At 52.9% G+C, this 20,451-nt stretch carries 14 protein-coding genes; 10 read left to right on the plus strand and 4 right to left on the minus strand.

The window, feature by feature from the left end:
* Positions 1-339 precede the first annotated feature (339 nt).
* The gene (locus tag JIN87_RS08765) at positions 340-1,623 is read right to left on the minus strand and encodes an MFS transporter (RefSeq protein WP_200355173.1); all 1,284 of its coding nucleotides are present in this window, start codon (positions 1,621-1,623) and stop codon (positions 340-342) included.
* Between the two features lie 22 nt (positions 1,624-1,645).
* Complete coding sequence (locus JIN87_RS08770; RefSeq protein WP_200355174.1) at positions 1,646-4,072, minus strand: outer membrane beta-barrel protein; 2,427 nt, start codon at positions 4,070-4,072, stop codon at positions 1,646-1,648.
* A 426-nt stretch (positions 4,073-4,498) separates the two neighbouring features.
* On the opposite strand from JIN87_RS08770, the gene JIN87_RS08775 reads away from it, so the two are divergent.
* From JIN87_RS08775 to JIN87_RS08820, 10 genes are all read left to right on the plus strand, one after another.
* Entirely contained in the window at positions 4,499-7,135 is a 2,637-nt protein-coding gene (locus JIN87_RS08775; protein ID WP_200355175.1) for a TonB-dependent receptor, read from the plus strand.
* A gap of 120 nt (positions 7,136-7,255) precedes the next feature.
* A complete protein-coding gene (locus tag JIN87_RS08780; RefSeq protein ID WP_267909366.1) occupies positions 7,256-8,038 on the plus strand; it encodes a DUF3450 family protein in 783 nt (260 codons plus the stop codon).
* A 25-nt stretch (positions 8,039-8,063) separates the two neighbouring features.
* Entirely contained in the window at positions 8,064-9,446 is a 1,383-nt protein-coding gene (locus JIN87_RS08785; RefSeq protein WP_200355177.1) for a MotA/TolQ/ExbB proton channel family protein, read from the plus strand.
* A gap of 4 nt (positions 9,447-9,450) precedes the next feature.
* Entirely contained in the window at positions 9,451-10,056 is a 606-nt protein-coding gene (locus JIN87_RS08790; protein ID WP_200355178.1) for a MotA/TolQ/ExbB proton channel family protein, read from the plus strand.
* Between the two features lie 6 nt (positions 10,057-10,062).
* On the plus strand, positions 10,063-10,467 hold the full coding sequence (locus tag JIN87_RS08795; protein WP_200355179.1) for an ExbD/TolR family protein: 405 nt from the start codon (positions 10,063-10,065) through the stop codon (positions 10,465-10,467).
* Positions 10,468-10,493: 26 nt separating this feature from the next.
* On the plus strand, positions 10,494-11,168 hold the full coding sequence (locus tag JIN87_RS08800; protein WP_200355180.1) for a hypothetical protein: 675 nt from the start codon (positions 10,494-10,496) through the stop codon (positions 11,166-11,168).
* Positions 11,169-11,172: 4 nt separating this feature from the next.
* Positions 11,173-12,531: a tetratricopeptide repeat protein gene (locus tag JIN87_RS08805; protein ID WP_200355181.1), complete on the plus strand. Its 1,359-nt coding sequence runs from the start codon at positions 11,173-11,175 to the stop codon at positions 12,529-12,531.
* A 60-nt stretch (positions 12,532-12,591) separates the two neighbouring features.
* Positions 12,592-13,731: a pyridoxal phosphate-dependent aminotransferase gene (locus JIN87_RS08810; RefSeq protein ID WP_200355182.1), complete on the plus strand. Its 1,140-nt coding sequence runs from the start codon at positions 12,592-12,594 to the stop codon at positions 13,729-13,731.
* 328 nt (positions 13,732-14,059) lie between these two features.
* Positions 14,060-14,953 carry an energy transducer TonB gene (locus JIN87_RS08815; protein WP_200355183.1) on the plus strand — a complete coding sequence of 298 codons (894 nt, stop codon included), beginning with the start codon at positions 14,060-14,062 and terminating at the stop codon, positions 14,951-14,953.
* 533 nt (positions 14,954-15,486) lie between these two features.
* Positions 15,487-16,842, plus strand: a complete 1,356-nt coding sequence (locus JIN87_RS08820) for an MFS transporter (protein ID WP_200355184.1) — start codon at positions 15,487-15,489, stop codon at positions 16,840-16,842.
* Here the strand turns inward: JIN87_RS08820 and JIN87_RS08825 are convergent.
* Complete coding sequence (locus tag JIN87_RS08825) at positions 16,839-18,707, minus strand: FAD-dependent oxidoreductase (protein WP_200355185.1); 1,869 nt, start codon at positions 18,705-18,707, stop codon at positions 16,839-16,841. The genes JIN87_RS08820 and JIN87_RS08825 overlap by 4 nt on opposite strands.
* A gap of 47 nt (positions 18,708-18,754) precedes the next feature.
* The gene (locus tag JIN87_RS08830; protein ID WP_200355186.1) at positions 18,755-20,425 is read right to left on the minus strand and encodes a sodium:solute symporter family transporter; all 1,671 of its coding nucleotides are present in this window, start codon (positions 20,423-20,425) and stop codon (positions 18,755-18,757) included.
* Positions 20,426-20,451 lie beyond the last annotated feature (26 nt).

The raw sequence follows: 20,451 nt of genomic DNA on the forward strand, positions 1-20,451 counted from the left end.
GGCAGGATTGTCTAGAGCATTTTTCTTATGAATAGGCACGAGCAGGGCTGACTGGCCCAGTCAGCCGCAATGCAGGATCAAAGCTCCACGGCGGCCTGCGGCGAGGCCGCCCTACCTTCCGGTTTTAGGAAGAATACGCCATTTCAAAAGAAAAGCGCTCTGGATACGGGAATGCCCTCGTAGTTACGAGGGCATTACGCGGGTAAACCTTTAGTTTATGCTAATCATGAAGGGAATTCTCCTTCCATGCTGAAAAATAGAATTGATCTTATGAGATCAGTTCTATGAATTTTTGTTCAGGCTTTGGTACGGACAAAGTTACCTGTTTACTAGACATCTTCAGTTAGCATCGTACGTGCCAAAGCCGCGCTTTTTTATCGTCTTAAGCCCTTCGCGTAAATTTGAGGATTTTGAGCTGGGGTGATGAACCGAGGTGGAGGGGGCGAAAACCTCCCTAAAACGTGGTCCGAGGAAGATTAGGCCTGAAAGTAAGGTCAATATTCCGCATAGAAGTGTTATTTTGTGCAGATCTAGATGAAGCGCCAGGTAGCTCGCGACTGCATATCCGGTGGCCTTGCCGAGGTGGTTGCTGGTTTGTACCACGCTCATGCGCAGGCCTTTGTGCTCGGAAGGACCTAGGTTGTTGACTGCGAAGAGGAGGGGGGAGATTCGAAGGGCGACGGCCCCGAGGGTTAGCGAGAAGCAGGCGCCCGAAAGGGCTAGGCTGGGTGGGCTTATGGTGGCGACTCCGAATATCGCTGTATTGATGAAAAAGGATAGGGCTATTGTTTGTGAGGGAGACCAGTTGAGAGCTGTTCGTATTGGAGAAATGAGGACAATCGCTTGAAGCAAGCCTCCCAGCATGTGGATGGGGGCGAGCTCGTTTGGCTCGATCTTGGCTTTTTCTAGAAACCATAGGGTGAGGCTTATGTAAAATAGAGCGCTCGCTGTGAATCCAAGGTAAGAGCTGAGGGTGAGCAGAGCAAATCGCTTGTCAGCTAGGGTGCGGAGGGACTTTTTGAGGTAACTCGAAAGCGTTCCGCTTTGATAGTAGGCGCTGGGGTTGCGGCTGGGAAGATGGTAGCGAATCGCAAGCGTCAGGACGAGGGTAAGCGCTCCCAGTCCAGAGCAGAGCTGGAGATAGCTGAGCCATTGCAAAAGTGCGATGCCGAGGGGAATGCCTATGGATTGCCCAAGGGCGTGGCCGCTGAGCATCTTGCCGTTGGCTTTGAGTTGTTCGGATTTGGGCAGGCTATCGCTGAGAAGCGTAGAGGGAAGTCCAGTGAGCGCGCCTGTCGCCAAGCCGCCTAGAATTCGAAGAAGCAGGAGAGCGTTGAAGTCGGGAGCGAGGGCGTGCGAAAGCAGGCAGATGCTAAGCAATAGCAAGCCTGTGAGAAGTGTGACACGGCGTCCGAGTAAGTCTGAGAGCGTTCCCGAAAAAAGGGCGGATATTCCAGCGGCAACCGGAAAAGAGCCCAGCAGGAGCGCTAGTTGGTGATCATCGAAATTCTCGGTGAGAGCGTGGGATGGAACTCCGACTAAGGCGATCGCTGCTTGGGTCGAGTTGACGAGGTTGACGCAGAAGAGGCTTGCCCAAAGCGTACTGCGTTTTCCGTGTGGCATCAGGTTTTGTGCCGTCTCCCTTTTAGAGTGACCTGTTGAGGCTAAAGGTCGCGAACCAAGAGCTGTATTGGTTTCTCGATACGCGTAGTGGAGATCCTTCGTAGGAACGCTCTGGGTGATCGGTCAGGTTGGCGAAGTTTAGGCTAAGGGAGGTCTTCTGGTTTAAGCTGTAAGCGGAGCGGAATGAGAGGCCTACGACTGCCTTGCGGTATTCGTCCTGGTCGATTGAGCTTCCCAGGTCGTCCAGGGCCTTGCTTTGGTAGGTGAAGTCGACTGTGTTGCTGAGTTTTCCGATTGTTCCTGCAAGGCTCAGCTTGAGCAGGTGGTCGGAGCGTTCGGGAGTAGGCAGGTCGTCTTCAGGTCGCGATTGGACGTAGGCTTCGGAGTCCGACAACGTGTAGGCGACTGTGGTTGAGCTTCTGTCGAAGAAAAGGAATTCGGACGCGGTCTTCTTCCATTGTACTTCAATACCTTTGATTCGAGCGCTTTCACCGTTTTCTACGCGGCTGACGCGGTAGGTCGCAGGCGTTCCGTCTTCTAGTATCTCCTCGTCGGATACGGATCCATAGAAGAAGTTTTCAATGTCTATGAAGTACCCTTCGAGTGACAGGGTACCAAGCGTGTCGTGCTTGTGGGTCCAAGAGAGGCGGAGCTTGTCGATTTCTGTGGGAAGAAGCTCTGGGTTTCCCTCGGACACCGAACGTGTGGGAACGCTGATGCGGCGATAGTCGACAATGTTGAAGTATTGCGGGCGCATCAACAGTTGGAACCAAGCAGCTTTGAAGGTGTTTTTCTCGTCGGCTTCATAGCTTACTTCTGTGCTTGGGATGATGTTGTCGTAAGTGTTCTGGGAGTACAGGTCTTTAACGATCAAGAGGCTCCCGTCGTATGGGGTCTCGATGGTGTAGAGAAGTTCTCCTTCTTCTGGGTCATTGACCGCTTCGGGTATGACCACGCGTCCGCGTGTGGCGGTTTTGGTTTGTTCGAAGCGGGCTCCTGCTTCGACTGTCCATTTGCCCAGTTCTTGAGTTCCGAGAAGGTAGGCTGAGCTTACCTCTTCGTTGGCATCGTAGGATTGTGGGGCGTTTTCGACGGTGGTGCGGAACTCGTTGAAAACGAAGTGCTCAGGATTGCTGGTTAGAATATCCCGGCCCTTTTGTGGGTCGAGGCCGGTTGGTTGTGTGTAGAAGCCATCGAGAATGGTTATTTCCGGACCTTCGAACGCAATGTCGGAAAGGGCGAGCGGCGCGTCGGGCGATGGATCGTACACTTCCAGGTCTTGCCAGGCTTCTCTCTCTTTTTCGCGATGAAGGAGGCCCGTCTGTATCCAAAGCACCTTGTCGCCTAGAGTCACTGGTCTTTCCGCGTCTACTCTAAAGGCGATGTCTCGGTCGCGGGTGTAGGAGTTGTGAATGCGAAGGCTGGAGAAGCCTGCTTTGCTTTGATCGAGCAGATCGGTTTCTCCGAGTTGTGTGAACTTGGGTGTGTAGGGATCTTCAACCTCGTAGGCGACATCTAGTCCGGACTCGCGGAAGTTCCAATTGTGCCAGAGACGATCGAGATCCCACTTTTGAGTGTAGACTGCGTAGTCGACGGTCCAGGCGTCACCCGTATAGGTGCCTCCGAAGGTGTTGTGGTGTCGAGAGCGGTCGTTTTCCGTATCGCCGAAATACCTACGGCTTCGAGCGTTCGCGAAGGTGGCTTCCGTTGCGCTGTTGTCTTCGGAAATTACTTCGCTCCCGTCGTTCAGTTCAGCTGAGGCGAACTGGAGTTCAATACGGTTGCGGTAGGAGCTGTCGGTGTACTTTTGGTTCGAGCTTTTGAAGTAGAAGCTGTTTCGCTCATTGAGTTTATATCCGATTTGAGCTGTCGCCAGGGTGTTCTCGGTTAATATGTCGTCGTAGGAGATGCGAGGGCGATCGATGTAGTAGTTGCCGTCGTGAGCGCGTTTTTGCCAGACTGACTCGTAGTGCTCGATGAGGCGATCCGAACTCATGTTTCGGATTTGGAAGGCGGCGGCGAATCGGCCGTCCGTGTCGAAGGCCTTGGACCAATTTGCGCTGTAGCCGCTCTTTCCGATGCTCGATTGGTCGTTGAAGTTTAGATTGTAGCCGATCTGAAGGGAGTCGATTGGCTTGTCGATTGGGTTGCTTCTGGGAAAGTAGGCTCGGAAGTCTACACCTTCGCCGTCGGCGTCTGCCCCTGCCGCTGATCCGATGTCACCGAAAACCTGATACTCCGAAGCGATCGGGTTTCGCTTGATTAAAATTCTGCCTCTTTCGCGTGGGCTTGAATTTGTTTCATCCTTGGAGCTAGCCTGGGTCGCGGACGTTTGCGAATCGGGGCGAGGCTTGTTTGCGTTGGACTGCGAGAAGACGGGGCTTGTTGTCAGGCAACAACAAAGGACCGCTCCTGCAGCCGCATGAGTGGTGCGGTGGAAAAGCTTCATTTAGACATCTTTTTGTGGCGGACCTTATGGTCGCCAGGCCCGGGTGCGAGCAGGCTTTGCGCCATGCATTGTTGTTTTGTGCGGAAAAAGCGAGTGTGGTCACAATCGTGCAGCGAGGCGTTTTTGCGTCATGATCGAATTTGATCTTTAGCGTGAAATGTTCTCAAGGGAGCGTCGGGGAGTGGCCCTGGTTCGCTGCAACATTATTATATAAGGAGCTTAAATTCGGTATGGTAGTTGAAAATAAGATACGAGAAGCTCTTCTATCTGCGCTGATCTGACTTTGGGCGATTGTTGAAAAAACGACTCGATGTTTCACGAGAATTCACGATTTCGACATATTCGTGAGCGTGTACGTGTACTTGGCATCGATGATGCTCAAGGGGCCGTGGTTTTAAGTTAAACACAAACAAACCGTACAAAAAGATGTCTAATACAAATCCGCTAAATGCGGGCGTTAGCGCTGTGCGTTCACGTCCCACAGGCAGCGAGAGCGCTACAGGTGTAGCTCCTCTTGCTAAGATTGCCGTCGCCATGGCTCTCCTCGGAATCTCGGTTCCTGTCATGGCTCAGGAGTCTGGTTCCGGAATGGAGGTTTTCGAAACCTTTACCGCTGTTGGCCAAGGTGAAAGCCGTGCTAACAACTCTTTGAACTTGGAAGCGCTCGACATTGCGATGCCTGGCGCGACTCCAGAGAAGATGGTCGACAAGATCCCAGGTGTGAATGTTGCAACCAGTGACCCGTTTGGTTTCTACGAGTTTGCGAATGACATTCGTGTCCGTGCCTTCAGTATCGATAACCTTGGTGTAACGCTCGATGGAGTCCCAGTCGGTAACAGCAACCCGCGTTACGGCAGCCCGATCGGTCGTTTGGTCGATCCAGCTAACTTGACGACGATCAAGGTCTCTCAAGGCGCTGGCGATGTGACCACTCCTGCTTATCAAGCTCTTGGTGGATCGCTTCAGTACTTCACGAAGGACCCTTCCCGCGAGCAAGGCGCGATGGTGTCGGCTTCTTACGGTAGCTTCGACCACATCAGTCTCTTCGCTAAGTATGAGATCGGCGAATTTGCTCCCGGCCTCACTGGTTATGTGAGCGGATCCCACTTCGAGTTCACGCCTAAAGGTCTTGAAGGCTTGGGTAAGAACATGGGACGTCGCTATGAAGCGAAGTTCAAGTACGATGCTCCTTCCGAGAAGGTGGACGTGACTTATGCAGTTACTTACAACGATCGTGACGACTTCGACACGATGAGCATGAGCTACTCGGACTACACAGGTCTCGAGGCAGGCAACTATCTCGGAACGGGCACCGGCTACATCGAGTACACGCCTTGGACTCATCCTGGTCTGGGAACTTGGAACTACGGCGACTTCACTGATCGCGGACGTAATTTCGGTCCGATTGCATATCTCGACCAGACAGCTGGCCCTGGTGAGGGAACAAACGCGATCTACTACGACAAGTGGCGTAATGGACGTATGGATACTCTGCACCGTTTCAACTTCGACTTTGACTTGGACACAGGTAAGGACCTCTCGGTCGTGACCTACTACCAGGACAAGAGCAACTACGGTCTCTGGGGACGTGGTCAGTCTTATGCTCAAACGCAGGTGCGTGCAGCGTACATGAACGATCCGAGTCGTACGGACATCTGGGGTCAGATGTGGTACGATGCCGACGGCAATGCGATCAGCGAGTCTGGTGACATCGTAGATGAGTACGGATCAGATCACGCGATCGTCGCTCCAGGTACTCCGGTTTATGCCGATGGCGTTGACTTTGTGCCAGGTGTTCCAGGTCGTACTGCTCGTGACGAAGACTTCGGTGGTCACCGCTACGGTTTGTCAGCCACTTACACGTGGGAGACAGAAAACAACAAGCTGATCTTCGGTGGTTGGTACGAGTTCGACTATCATGGTACGGAGCGTCCTAACTACAATCTCGATGGAGGTAATATTCTCGGCGATTTCCGCTACGATCAATTCAACTTCACCAACTATACACGTTACATCGATCAAAGTGTAACACAGCTATGGATACAGGACACTTACTCCGCTATGGACGGCAAGTTGGACATCATCGCTGGTGTAAAGGCTCTGCAGCTTGATCGTGATGCCAATGGCTTCTTGTCCATCGGCGAGTGGCTTAAGAACGAAGAGACTTTCCGCTCTACTAAGTACGAGGATATGTTCCTGCCACAGTTCGGCTTGCTCTACTCGCTCAACGATAGCACCGAGCTCTTCTTCAACTATTCCGAGAACATGGCGACGCCAACTTCCGGTACGATCACCACTGCAGGTGATACCTTCAACCCTGACATCTTGAAGCCTGAGTATTCAGACAACTTCGATATTGGTCTTCGTGGCAACTTCAACGGCGGCAGCTACACGCTGCAGGCATACAGCATCAGCTACACAGACCGTATCCTCGCGTCTGCGGTACCGATCGATGACCCGAACGCGGGTGCAGCCGGCAACAGTGTTTACCAGAACGTCGGTGGTGTTGACTCTTGGGGTATCGAAGCGTCTGGAGATATCATGACTGGGATCGACGGTCTTAGCTTCAGCGGCTCGATTGCCCTGCAGGAAACAACCTTCCAGGAAGATCTTCTAGATTCCGTTGTATTCATCGGAGAAGGGGACGCAGCCCCGACTGCGGCAGAAGGCTACCGTGTAGCTCCAACCAGCAATCCGCTCGCCTACGAAATCTATGAGGATATCAGTGATAACGATCTCGGCAATACGCCGTTCCTCACTGCGAATTTCGATGCCATCTACCGTAAGGGTAACTTCCGCTACACGTTCGGAGGTAAGTACTACGACGATGTATACGTTAACACGCTTAACACTCAGCCGCTCGACTCTTACACGGTGTTCGACGGCAGCATAAGCTACTCGGGCAAGACTGACACGCCTCTCGAAGGCTGGAAGGCCTCGCTCAACGTTTACAACGTATTCGACCAGTACTTCTTCACCGCTGCGGGATACACGGATGAAGACGGAAGCGTCCGTGCTGACCGTGGCCGTCAGTTCACCCTGAAGATGGAGACCACCTTCTAGTCTTCGGTTTTAGTTTGTTCACCGAATTGATTTGATGACACGTGCCGCGGCAGATGGGTAGTCCGCCGCGGCCACTCCCAAACGATCTACCCAGCCCCTGAGGAGGGCTTAAGATTTACCATGCAAGGATTTTATAGAAACGCGCGAAGAGGGTTAGGCTCCTTGTGCGCGCTAACAGCAATCGGAATGTATCCGCTGCACGCAGACGCGGTTAAGGATACGCAGCACACTTTGAGCGAATGGATCGCTCTGGAAAAACAGATCTCGGAAGAGAAGTTCGAGTGGATCGAGCAAAAGGAGGTTCTGGAGAATTCCATCGAGTTCATGGAAACCGAAATCGCAAGTCTTGAGGAGATCATCAAGACTGCTGAGGAAACTGCTTCTGCGGGCGAGCGCAAGAGGGCCGAACTCGATGATGAAAAGGAAAAGCTAGATGCAGCGACGGACGACATCACTGCAGCGGTCGAGAGCTACGAGTCTACGATCAAGGAGCTTTCGCTCACCTGGCCCAACGTGTTCCGTGAGTCAGTCGAGACCTTCCTGAAGCGAATCCCTGACGAGGAGCAGAAGAAGACGACACCTGTAACGACTCGTCTTCAGAATGTTGTGGCGATCATGACGCAATTCGACAAGTTCCAGGGAATCGTCACTAAGGACACTGGAATCCAGGAAGTCGGAGGCGAGTCACGCGAGGTTACCACTCTCTATTTCGGATTCGCCTATGCGTACTACATTGATGGTACAGGGGAGTACGCGGGGTATGGATACCCATCCTCCGACAAAGGCTGGGAGTGGAAGACGGATGCGTCTCTCTCGGAAAGCGTTTCCCAGCTCGTCGCCGTTTACGACCGATCGATCGATGCCCATTTCCTAGGGCTGCCTGCCAAGATCGTGACTCCATAAGAACACTACAAGGAGGACTTTTTAGATGAAGAAACTTTCTACAATTGCTGCAGCGCTCGTATTCTCTGCGTTGCCATTGATGGGACAGAGCGCTCTTGATACTGCTGCTCAAAATGCTCAGGAGAAGCTCGATGCTTCCCTCGCTAAACTCTCCGAGTTGCGTGAGACAATCGGGACGGAGAAAATCCCGCTGACAAAAACGCGCGATTCACTTTTTGCCGAGTTGCGTGACTTGCGCCGCGAAGCGAACCGGGCCCAACGGATCAGCGACAATCAAAGCGCGGATCTCTCTAGCTACGAGGATTCGATTAAGTCTCAGGATGAGATGGTGGACTACTTGATCAATCTCAGTGCTGAGTTTGCTCGTATGTTCGGATCTCAACTTGATCCTTCCGAGTATACTTTTTACGGAGATAAGATTACGGATTCCGAGATCTCAGCAGAGGACCCGCATATCTCCCCGCTTGAGAAACTAGCTGCTCAAAAAGTTGTTATTGAAGCGGCTCTTGAGCGGATGGACGGACTCTCGGGTGGGGCAACTTATACCGGCAAGGCGATCAACACCGATGGACTGCTAGAGGATGGAACCTTTGTTCGGTTTGGTCCGATCACCTATTTCGCGAGTAAGTCGGGATCGGCCGGCCTCGTGGAGCAAGGGAATTCTGAAGAGCCATTGGTTCAGCCGATTTTGCAGGGAGAGTTCGACGCTGGGCTAGCCTCGCTCGCAGGTGGCCAGGAAGGTGTTCTTCCCATCGATGCTACGCTTGACAATGCGATGGCGATTGAGGCGACCAAGGAGAGTATCGCGGATCACGTCAAGAAAGGCGGAATCTGGGTGTATCCGATTCTTGGGTTCGCGTTTCTTTCTTTAACGGTTGCTGCGTTCAAGGCGTTTGAGCTCTCAACTTTGCCAAAGCCAAAGGAAGGTTTTCTTTCCGAGGTGCTTGCTAAGCTTGCTAACAAGGACAAGGAAGGGGCCGCTCATGCTGCGAACGCTGCTACTGGTCCGATGGGCAAAATGATCCAGCAAGGAGTCAAGTACAGCGAGCACGATCCGGAACTGGTCGAAGAGATTCTCTACGAGTCTATGGTTGATACTCAGCCGAAGGTCATGCGTTTGCTACCGTTTATTTCGGTTACAGCCGCGGTCGCACCTCTTCTCGGTCTGCTCGGTACAGTGACCGGTATGATTAATACCTTCAATCGTATCAAAATATTCGGTACGGGTGATGCGAAGTCACTCTCGGGTGGTATCTCTGAAGCCTTGATCACTACTGAGTTCGGTTTGATTGTAGCGATCCCAGCGCTGCTTCTCTATGCGATCCTCTCGCGTAAGGCGAAGAGCTACATCGCCCGCATGGAGAAGATGTCGATCAGCTTTATCAACGGTATCAAAACCATCGGTTAAAGGGATGGACTCTATCGTACAGGAAACCTTAGAGCTCTGGGTCGCTGGCGGATGGCTTATGATTCCGCTGGCTCTCCTAGGGGGCGTCATCTACTTCGCCATCTTCGAGCTCTACCTTCACATGAAGAAGAACTCCTTCTACAAGGTGGATCCCAATGAGCTTGGCCACTGGATCGACGTTCCCGCTGACGCTAAGGGGGATGTTGCTGAGATGATCGAGTTTACGCAGAAGGACATTGATGGGTTGGATGCGGCGAGAGCGCGTTTCGAAGAGTTGCGCGTTTCCCACCTGCCGACCCTCAGTCGACGTCTTACTTTCTGCAATATCCTAGTCGGAGCGGCTCCTTTGACGGGCTTGCTCGGGACTGTGATCGGAATGCTTGGAACCTTCTTTGGACTCTCTGTGAGTTCTGGAGGCAATACGATCGACCTGGTTGCAGGCGGTATTTCCGAGGCCCTGATCACGACCCAGACTGGACTCGTTCTGGCGATCCCAGCCTATGTGATGATTACGATGGTCAAGAAGCAGATAGGAGAGCTCGAGCAGTTCTTCACCCGTATGGAGATTCTGACCATCCTCAAACTAGAGAAAACAAATTTAGCAGCATAACGAATTATGAAGAAAAGACGTTCTTTAACGGAGGGCGAAGCGGAGAGCGATGAAATCAACATCTCTCCTCTGATCGACATGGTATTCATCCTTCTGATCTTCTTCATCGTGACCACGGTCTTTGTGGAAGAAACGGGTGTTGAGGTAAACAAGCCGCAAGCGGCGTCCGCCTCGGACCTGGAGAAGAATAGTATCCTAATCGCTATTACAGATAAGGGTAAGGTTGTTTATGGAGGTAAGGAAGTTGGACTGTCCGGTGTTCGTTCAATCGTGCGCCAACTTGTATCCAAAGACCAAATGCCGGTGATTATCCAAGCGGATAAGACCGCATCTATCGATCTTTATACCCGAGTACACGACGAGTGTAAGCTCGCTGGAGCGAACACTGTGAACCTAGCCACTCAAGGCTAATGGTCTGAACCTGGTAATTGAGGAAAATGGGAACACAGTATAAAGTCTACAAAGGTCCGACTCTGAGGAAACTCCCGGTTGGATCGGGCTCGCTGGCTGCTCTCGCGGTCCTGGCAATGTTCGGCATGCTTCCGTTCACGCAGTTTCTGGCCGGTTTGAAAAAGCCGGACCTGCAAGTGCGGGAGTTTGATGTCACCATCCCGCCGCCTGCGTTTACGCCGCCGGAGCCGCCGCCACCGGAGCCGCCTCCAGAACAGGAGCCGCCTCCCGAGATGCAGCCGCCACCGCCGCAGCTGTCTTTGTCTCAGCTCAACATGGCTTTGAACCCTGGAGTGGGCACCGCTTTGGCGGGTGGCTTCTCCTTGGGGGAAGTCGGAGTGAGCGCTTCGGAGACCATGGAGCAAATCAGTCTCTTCGAGATTAGCGACCTAGATGAAGCTCCTCGGAAAACACGGACTCCGATGTTCAATCCGACACCTCGCATGAAGCGTGAGAAGAAGTCAGGCGTGATCGATATGGAAGGCGTAATCAATCCCGATGGCAGTGTCACCGTGACGAAGGTGAACAAGACCATCGATCAGGACTACGAGCGCTTCTTCAAGGACTACTTCCAGTCCATCGTTTACAGCAAACCAACCGTCGCGGGTAAGCCCGTATCAGCAAGAGTATATTTTAAGATCCCAGTAAAGTGGGACAGTTAAGAACATGAAGTATTTAGAAAAGAAAATCGCTCTGGTAGCCGCCACTTTGTTTAGCAGTCTTGGTTCTGCTCAAGTGTACGAGCTAACGGAGCAGTCATTTGACAATCCGGAATTCAAGGCTCGCTTTATGGCGAGTTACGTAGCCGAGTCTTCGACGAATCCGAACATCACCGCCGATGAGAAAGGTCTCTTTGACGAGGTGGTTCCTCTGATTGGCTCGAACCCAGATGCGGCAATTGAGCGTATCGAGGCAGGCATTACGTCAGAGAATAGCGCGGCGTTCGATTTCATCCTAGGAAATCTCTATTATCAAAAGGGTGACATCGCTAACGCGGTACGAACCTACGGCCAAGCCGTGCAGAAATTCCCGAACTATGCTCAGGCTTACTATAATATGGGGCGGGCCTACGTGGCGGACAGCGACTACGAAAACGCTCTCAAGGGGCTGCAAAAGTCTTTGGAGATTCAGGCTGCAGATGGAGCGATGTATGGTTTGATTGGGTACTGCTATCTCAATATGGATCAACCATCGACTGCTCTCGATGCCTACAAGGTCGCGATCATGCTCGCTCCCGAGAGTCGCGATTGGAAGCTCGGTAAGTTGCAGAGCCTGATTGCTCTAGAGCGCTCGGAGGAAGCGATTGGGCTTCTTTACGAGTTCATTAAAGCGGAGCCAGGCAACGCTGACTGGTGGAAGCTGCAGGCGAACCAGTTTCTGTCGACTGACGAGAAGGACAAGGCTGCTGCAAACTTGACGGTCGTGAAGGATCTCGGAAAAGCGGATGGAGCAACGCTCGCTTTGCTAGGAGACCTCTACGTTAACGAAGGGCTTGTCGAGCCGGCGGTCGAGAGTTACACGGAAGCGATGGAGAAGGGCGGAGCTCGCCCGAGCCGGATCGTCGAGGTTGTGAATTCCTTGATCTACATGGATCAGATTCCAAGTGCTAAGACACTGCTCGCTAATCTTGAATCTAGCATGGGCAGCGATCTTTCTTCGGACCAGGAAGTGGAGGTGCTTAATGTGAAGGCCCGCTTGGCCATGCAGGAAGACGACACCGACGGAGCTGCAAGCTACCTAGCGACGCTGGTCAAGAAGGACCCGCTTAATGGAAGCGCTCTGCTTTCGCTAAGCGAATTGGAGAAGACCCGTGGCGACCTTCCCAAGGCGGAGTACTATGCGGAGAGCGCTTCGAAAATATCGGGTTTCGCGCATCAAGCCTATATCGCTCTCGCTCAGTTGAACGTGGGAAAACGCGACTACACTTCTGCAGCTAAGTACCTTCGTGAAGCGCAGCAAATCGAGCATCGCGACTATGTGGCGGACTACTTGCTGAGAGTTGAGCAAGCAGCCTTGAGAATGTAAGTACGTTTCTGATACGAATTTCGGGGGCGGGATTCTTGACGATATTCCTACACCAACACTATGAAAAAGATGTCTAATCCCGTCGCTCGACGGATGCGTAGCTGGATGCTCCCAGCTGCGTTCGCGAGCTCCTTTTTTCTCGGTTCTGTGCATGCTGAACCAGGTCCAACTCTTGAAAATAGCCCGACTCGCTTAAGTAGCAACGAGAACGCTTTCGGATACACGCCTCGTGCCAAGGAAGCCATGATCGAAGCTCTCGATGGCGGTGGCTACTACAACCGAAACAACGTTACGGAGTTGATAGAACTCTGCGCGGCTAAAGAGGGTGTACCCAAGGATTACATACTCACAACCGCAGGGTCCGGGCCTTTGCTCATGATGACCGCTTTGGCCTACGCCGAGCCAGGTGCCAACGTAGTGACGACCGAAATGGGTTACACTCAGCTGGTGCGAAAGTTCGAAGCTAGGGGTGGTGATGTGAAATACGCCGCTCTTGGTGAAGACATGGGCTACGACTTTAAGGCTTTAGGTGCAGCGATTGATGAGAATACTAAAATCGTCTATATCTGTAACCCGAACAATCCCACCGGGGTGAGTGCTGATCCGGTGGAATTGAAGAAGTTCGTTCTCTCAGTTCCTCAGGACATTCTTGTTTTTGTTGACGAGGCGTACCTTGAGCTTACGTCCGGAAACTTCGCTCTGGCCACTTGTGCTCCGCTGACGAAAGTGCGTAAGAACCTGATCATTACACGTACCTTTTCCAAAGGATACGGGATGGCGGGCTTGCGCATCGGCTATGGTGTCGCTCAGCCAGAGGTTCTGAAGAAGATCGGAGTTTTCCACATGGGCTCGCCGAGTTACTTGTCGGCTATTGCGGCCTGCGAGGCGATCAAGGATGAGACTCACCTGGCCTACAACATCAAGAGCTACCAGGATATTCGTAAATCTGTATGCTCGGCCTTTGACGATATGGGTGTTACCTATGCTCAGCCCGATGGCGCGTTTGTTTATTTCCATACTGGGATCGATCAGCAGCTGCTCCGTAACGCTATGGAGCGCCAGGGAATCCTCATCAGTGGTTCTCGTGTGTCGGGTGCTCCGGTTGAGAAGTACGCTGGTTGGGCACGCGTGAGTATTGGAACGCAAAGCCAGATGGATCGCTTTTTAGGAGTTTTGGGAGGGTTAATGGCCGAGCTCTAGTCGACTGCTCGAACTTTTTCCCGCCCTCCTCAATGAGGCGGAGAGGCCCTTGTGCTTCTCCGCCTTCTTTGTGTCTGGATGGTGGGGCTGGAACTTTGGATACAAGAGGTAGCGACCGTTGTCCCCAACGGTCACATTTTGCAGAAGTGGTCGTTGGGACAACGGCCGCGACCTTCGGGATGACGCTGAACTGCTAGAAATCGATTTTGGTTTAGACATGAGAAATATGAATGAAATTTCTAAACTTGCGGAACTATGAAAAGCGCGCATCTTAATTTCTTAACTTATCAAACTTTCTCCGAAACCCCAATCCGAGGAGATCGTTTCCATGCTCTCATACCCCATGAGCTTGCCTGCCCAGCAAGTTTTTCGTCGTTACATTTTACCTACACTCCTTTCCCTGATCGGTTTCCCGTTGTCGGCTCAGCATCAGCTGTCGATTCCGAACCCGGTTGCCGCGGAAGAGAAGCTAGGTGTGCTCGCTTTAAACGATTCGCTTTGCGTGGTCGACCTCGGCTTCGGGATAGAGAGTGTCGCTTCGAACGCTTACTACTTCGAAGCGGCGGACTCCTATGCCGATGGTTTTTTGGAGATAAACCGACCTGTCGGAAATGTCATTCGAGAGGGGAGGAAGGCGACCTTTGACTTTAGCGTGAAGGTGAGGCCGAGTCGAAATTACACGGACTGCTTTGTCGTATTGCGACTCTTCACGCAGGACGGTCGTGAGTTTCTGCTTCCCTTTGAGATCGATGATTTAAAGGAAGGAAAAGCCGACATCGTGCGCATCACCCCCACGCTCGTTTACGACGACTTGAACAAGGGAGTGTATCACTACCATTTCTTTTCGGGCGGCCGGGAGATCTACTATGCACCGACTCAATTCCAGCTCGGCAAAAAACGGCTTCGTCCGCTTGCTCTTCGTGGATCGGGAAGTCGTGAACCGGAAATCGATCGGATTCCCGATGGAGGACTACCCAAAGAGTTGAGCTACTTGGTTTCGGGTGAAGAGGTTCTTGTCGCTGTCGGCGTCAACGACAACGGTTACAGCGTGGACCACACTGTCCTATCGGACTCAGATCCCATGGCCGGACAGCTCGCGTTGAAGCTCGTAAAGAATGCCCGCTTCAAGCCTGGTAGCGAAAATGGATTTTTTGCCCGAAAGGACTTGTTACTGCGTGTGCAGTTCGACTCTCGCGGTCACTATCAGATGCGAGCAGAGTAACTTCTATGAGGAGGCGATGGTTCCCATGTCCCGATAGGGCAAGCTAGGATCTGTCAGGCTCACCAAGGCAACCAATCCCTCTCGCTCCCATCTGTTGCGCAGTTTTGAACGTAACGTTACGTAGAAAACTGCGCGCGCAGCGGGGCGTTCGCTGAGGACTCGCGCGGCCAAAGGTCGCGTTTACAAAAGAAAGGAGATGAGGTGATTCGGTGTGGGAGTTATTCGAGTTTTCCATCGGCGAGGGTGAAGGACGCTTATCGGAGTGCCGCGGTCACTCTTTCTACTGTAGTGTCAGCTAAGCTCCTTACATTAAACACGTATTGTGGGAAGCGACCTTATGTCGCGACTATTCCGATTTAGATCCCGGCACAAGGCCGCTTCTCACAGAAACTGTGGCTTGAGCAAATCTGTAACAGATTTCTCTTACACCACACTAGCGTGCTCTGGTGGATCGATGTTGAACAATTTTATGTTCCAACCTGAGATTGCTGGTCTCTTGTTCGCGGCTCGCTCGACCGTAGTCAGAACTGTAGATGATTACGGCAGTTTTGAAAGATGAGCGCAAATCCCCGGTCTGGCTGAAGTCAGGCTATGGGTCCGCCGAAGTCGGACTGACCGCGATGGAGATCATGCTCCAGGTCTACCTGTTGGAGTTGTACCTAAGAGCTGGACTTGATCCGCTCTGGGCAGGAGCTGCACTCGCGCTTGCTGTCATTTGGGATGCGATCAGTGATCCTCTAATGGGCTGGATCTCGGACCGGACACCGGCGCGAAACTCTCGTGGAAAGAGACTGCCGTACCTTATTTTGGGCATCCCTATATCGATGCTCGCGTTTGTCTTCCTGTTTTCACCTGCTCAAGGAGGCACGGACCTAGAGTTGGGAGTCAGGCTTTTGTGCTGGTATCTGATTCTGAATACGGCGGTGACATTAATCATTGTTCCGTACCTGGCTCTAATCAACGATCTCGCTAAGGATGCCCAAGAACGTTCGGAGTACTTTGGCTGGCGTCTGGTTTTTAGCGGTCTGGGATTGATCGTTGGTCTCAGTATCCCGCCGATCGTAGCCGCGTTGGCAGGGCAGGATGTCGATGAGCTGGGCACGGCGGGGATGCTGGAAAACCGAAGCTCCTCTGCGTACTGGCTGGCGATCGCGCTCGGGGTATTCGTTCTGCTTGCGGTTGCTGCGGTTTGGAAACGCTCGGGAAACTCTCAAGCGGAATCAAGCCCGGTTCAAATGCTCTCGGTTTTGCGTGTCTGTATTCGCTCCAAAGCGTTTCTGGTCGTGATCGGAACCTTTGTATTCATCTCAATAGGACGGGCAGTGAATGCGAGTCTCGCGCTCATATTCTACAAAGGAACCTTAGGGTTTTCCGATTCGCAGGTTGCGGTGGCGTTGATAGGTTTGTCTGTTGTCGTTATGATCGCAACGCCTGTATGGGTCTGGATGGGAAAGCGATGGAACAAGGGGCGTTGCTGCGTTTGGGGTAGTTTAGGCCTATCGATTTTGACGGCTGTCGCGTACCCCTTGCTGCCGCCTCAGAGTATGGTTCCTGTCGCTATTGTGGTTATCCTAGGCGGTCTCAGTGTCGCTAGCGTAGTGTTGCTGGAGTCTCTCTTTTCCGACGTGATCGAAAGTGATAGCAGAGAGAACGACATGTCGTTGACCGGTTCTTACTATGGTCTTTGGCGGCTCACAACCAAGTTTGCGAGAGCGATAGGCCTAGCTGTTTCGGGAGTATTTCTCTGGTTTATCGGCTATCAAGAAGGGGTGCTCGAGCAAGAGAGCGGAGTGTACCAATCCGTTGCTTGGGCCTTCGGTCCGGGCGTAGCCATATTTTTCGGATTGGGCACCTACCTCCTTTGGCGAGGGGTACGCGCCAATCGTTAGCGATAGCAGCGGATTTCGAAGAGCTTCACTTTTGGGGAGCCGTAGGTATCCTTTAGATTGATACGGATTGTGGAGGTTCTAACGCTTTCGAATTTGAACTTAATGAGGCGAGTTGTGTTCTCTTCTATCTCAGCGAGCTTTACCCATTTTTTCCCGATCTTCGCCTCGAGTTCGAGAGACTTGAGGAGTTCAACCGGGATGGCGGGTGCATAGTTTTCGCTGTCCCGCGGTGTTTTCAGCATCATGATGTTTCGCTGCAAGTTTGTGTCGCACTTGATCAGGACTTGAGAGAGTTCGACTGATTCTGCCCATTCGAGGATAAGGTGTTCATTCAATCCTTGGGAAGCCCAGTGGTGGGTGCGTCCATGCTCGTCGCGCGGCACCCCATCGAGGAGCAGTTTCACATCACCGGAAGAAGTGGAGCTGGCCACGATACGAGTGGCCTGCTTTGCGAGGTTTTGCTCGTCGCTCGCTGCATGATTCGGGATATAGGCGTCGTCACGTTGCAGCTGCTCCTGCAGCGCTTTGATGTGGTTGGCAGACAGTTCGCGAGGAGTGATGCCTTTTTCGATGCACATCGCAGCAGCAGTCCCGACTGCCTGGCCCATGGTGGCACAGGTGGCCATCAGGCGTGTGGAGGAAAGGGCAACATGCGTAACGCTGACATTGCGGCCGGCGAATTGGAGATTGGATACGTTTTTTGAGTAGAGACTACGGTATGGGATTTCGTAGACCTTGTCGAAGTGGGAGTGCCAGAAGCTAGGAGGATCCTCCAGGTTTTCGATGCCGCCGGGGTTGTGTTCATCGAGAGGCCAACCACCGAAGGCAACGGTATCTTCGAAGTGCTTGTGATCGACCAAGTCAGATTCGCTTAGGATGAAGTCTCCAATGAATCGGCGCGACTCGCGGCGACCAGGAACGGAGCCGACCCAACCGAGTGCGTAGTTGTCTGCTTCCGGATACTTGCCTGAGTTTTTAACGTAGTCCCAAACACCATACGCGTAGCCCATAAGTTTGTGGCGGATTTCGTCGAAGTCTCCGACGATGTCGAAGTCACTTCCAACCTCGACCCACCAGAATCCTTCCTGGAAAGGGATGATGCTACGGTCGTCGTGGCCTTTGCTGGAGTGTTTGTCGTCACCATGGTAAGGGATGGCGAAGGAGGGAGCCTTAAAGGGCATCGGTTTGCCCATATCGTCTGAAGAGAGCAGGATGGTTGCTCCTAGTGTCCAACCATCGGCCTTTTCAGGAGCGAACCTTTCGTTGAACTCGGAACGAGCTTCGCGGCCCGTACGATAGTAGGCTCCGGAGGTTGCCGCGAGGAGGCCGTCTCCGGAGCAATCAATGAACTGTTTGGCATGGATGGTGATTTCCGTCTCAGTCGGACCTTGCCAGCAGCGAGCCGACGCGATTCGGTCTCCATCCATATTCGCCTTTAGGGCTTGAGTGTCGAAGAGGAGAGTGAGGTTAGGCTCACGGACGACGAAGTCGTAGAGGACGTGGTCCCAGACTGTGAACGAGTTCTGGGAATTCATGAAACGATTGTGCAGCAAGATCTCCTCTATAATGCCGGTTTCACGATCGGCGAGACCGGTGGTGAGCTTTGTTACACCGTGAACGATGACACGAATTTCGCTAGAGGCGTTGCCGCCGAGGACGGAGCGATCTTGAACGAGGATGACCTTCGCTCCGTTGCGGGCTGCGGCCACAGCTGCGCAAATGCCCGCCATGCCGCCACCGATTACTGTGACGTCGCTAGTGAAAGATTTTTTGCGTTGGGGCGTTTGTCGTTCGCCCGTGCCCATTTGAAGCCATCGATCCGAGGAACGGTCGCTCAGATCGATGATGTTTGCTTGTTGGTTCATGCTTTGAAATTGGACACCCGCGGAGCGGCCGTCCCACCTTCGTCTGGTTAAATTGATTTCTTTCGTATCGAGAAGTAAACTACGCCTACGATGGCGAATAGGATTAGGGAGAAGCTTAGTAGGACGCTGGCTTCTTTGGAGTTGAACGCTGCGAGCACGGTCATGACGAGGGCGATCCCTGCGAGCGTAACTGCGACCATCTTCGCGGGGAGAGTGGAGGACTTGACTGCCTCTGCCTCGTGGAATTGACGTTTCGATGCTTCAACGCGTTCCCAGCCAGGGTGCTCACCCTTCATCGTGAATTCGAGAATAACAAGAACGAAGAACGGTACTAGGATACCTGAGCACAAGTCGGCAAGCCGTTGGTGTTCCGCAACCCAAGGACCAAGGAATCCGAACTTAACCAGAGCTGCAGCGACAAAACCGATCATCGTGGTACTCCAGACTGCCTTGATACCGATCTTTTTGGAGAAGAGTCCCCAGATCGTTGGTAGAACCAAAGGACCTGTGAGTAGGGTTGTGATGTCCAGGATGAAACTGGTGTAGCCGTAGCGAGGGATCAGCAAGGATCCGCCGATTACCACGAGTCCGAGAATGGCGGTGAGTATACGTCCGACGAATACGAGTTGTGTCTCGGAAGCGTCTTTGTTGATGAACCTGTGGTAGACTTCGGTGGTGAAGGCGGCGGCGAAGACGTTCAGCTGGGAGGTGGCGGCACTCGCAGTGGCGGAGGCCATCGCCGCGATCATAAGTCCCATCATTCCGGCCGGAAGTACGAGCTTGCAGGCGAGGATATAAGCCTGCTCGGTGTCGGCATCTGGCTGAATCGTGCGGAAGACAAGTGCGGGCAACATCCAGAAAAGTGGGCTGATGAGGTACATCGCTCCAAAAATGTATGCGGCCTTCTTTGCATCCTTAGCGGTTGGGACGCAGGTATAGCGCTGGACGAAACTCCATTCGCCACCGATCTTGAAGAAGTGGATTATGATCCAGCCGGCTAGGAACCACCAAGTGAAGTCGGCGGCGATGGGGGAGGTGAATCCTGGGGGTGCCTTCGAGACGAAAGCGTCCCAACCTCCGGCTTCAATGAGGATCAAGGGTACGACGAAGGTTACCGAGACGACGAGTATCACAAATTGTAATACATCGGTCATTAGCACCGCCCAGAGCCCGCCGGCGAAGGTGATGACGATGACGATCAAGCAGAGAGCAACGGAGGTGAAGGGAACTGAGAGGAGACCGGTTTCCGGATCTGCAAGGAGATGGCCTTCGGGGAGTGGCATCAGCGCGCAGATTACCTTTGCCAATGCGTAGATGGCTCCGCCGACTGCGAAGATTCCGATTGTTCCTTGGAACCATGTATAGAATTGAACGATGGAACTGCCAAAGCGGAGCTGAAGGAATTCGGAAGCAGAGTTAACGCCGAGCTTTCGCCAGTAAGCTGCGAGGAATCGCCCGACCAGTAGAGCGGCGATGCCGTAGCACATGTTGATGGCAACTGCTACGAAGCCATAGCGGTAAGCAACGCCTCCCCAAACGACGAAGGTGCCTGCTGAAAACATGGTCATGAATCCAGAGAGACCTGACACCCACCATGGGGATTGGCCTCCCGCGGCGAACATATCCTTGGAGCTTTTGACCTTCTTTGCGAAGACCATGCCGGCCCCTACGATTCCTAGAATGTAGAGGAAAATTACGATGTAGTCTGCTATTTGCATGACTTGTGTTTGTTGTAGGTCGTCGC

Origin of the sequence: Pelagicoccus mobilis, from assembly GCF_016595505.1 — a bacterium.
Taxonomy (GTDB): Bacteria; Verrucomicrobiota; Verrucomicrobiia; order Opitutales; family Opitutaceae; genus Pelagicoccus; species Pelagicoccus mobilis.

Bases quoted from the DNA above. Each gene is read 5' to 3' on its own strand.
- JIN87_RS08765 (WP_200355173.1), bottom strand. From the start codon at position 1,623: ATGCCACACGGAAAACGCAGTACGCTTTGGGCAAGCCTCTTCTGCGTC.
- JIN87_RS08770 (WP_200355174.1), bottom strand. From the start codon at position 4,072: ATGAAGCTTTTCCACCGCACCACTCATGCGGCTGCAGGAGCGGTCCTT.
- JIN87_RS08775 (WP_200355175.1), top strand. From the start codon at position 4,499: ATGTCTAATACAAATCCGCTAAATGCGGGCGTTAGCGCTGTGCGTTCA.
- JIN87_RS08780 (WP_267909366.1), top strand. From the start codon at position 7,256: ATGCAAGGATTTTATAGAAACGCGCGAAGAGGGTTAGGCTCCTTGTGC.
- JIN87_RS08785 (WP_200355177.1), top strand. From the start codon at position 8,064: ATGAAGAAACTTTCTACAATTGCTGCAGCGCTCGTATTCTCTGCGTTG.
- JIN87_RS08790 (WP_200355178.1), top strand. From the start codon at position 9,451: ATGGACTCTATCGTACAGGAAACCTTAGAGCTCTGGGTCGCTGGCGGA.
- JIN87_RS08795 (WP_200355179.1), top strand. From the start codon at position 10,063: ATGAAGAAAAGACGTTCTTTAACGGAGGGCGAAGCGGAGAGCGATGAA.
- JIN87_RS08800 (WP_200355180.1), top strand. From the start codon at position 10,494: ATGGGAACACAGTATAAAGTCTACAAAGGTCCGACTCTGAGGAAACTC.
- JIN87_RS08805 (WP_200355181.1), top strand. From the start codon at position 11,173: ATGAAGTATTTAGAAAAGAAAATCGCTCTGGTAGCCGCCACTTTGTTT.
- JIN87_RS08810 (WP_200355182.1), top strand. From the start codon at position 12,592: ATGAAAAAGATGTCTAATCCCGTCGCTCGACGGATGCGTAGCTGGATG.
- JIN87_RS08815 (WP_200355183.1), top strand. From the start codon at position 14,060: ATGCTCTCATACCCCATGAGCTTGCCTGCCCAGCAAGTTTTTCGTCGT.
- JIN87_RS08820 (WP_200355184.1), top strand. From the start codon at position 15,487: ATGATTACGGCAGTTTTGAAAGATGAGCGCAAATCCCCGGTCTGGCTG.
- JIN87_RS08825 (WP_200355185.1), bottom strand. From the start codon at position 18,707: ATGAACCAACAAGCAAACATCATCGATCTGAGCGACCGTTCCTCGGAT.
- JIN87_RS08830 (WP_200355186.1), bottom strand. From the start codon at position 20,425: ATGCAAATAGCAGACTACATCGTAATTTTCCTCTACATTCTAGGAATC.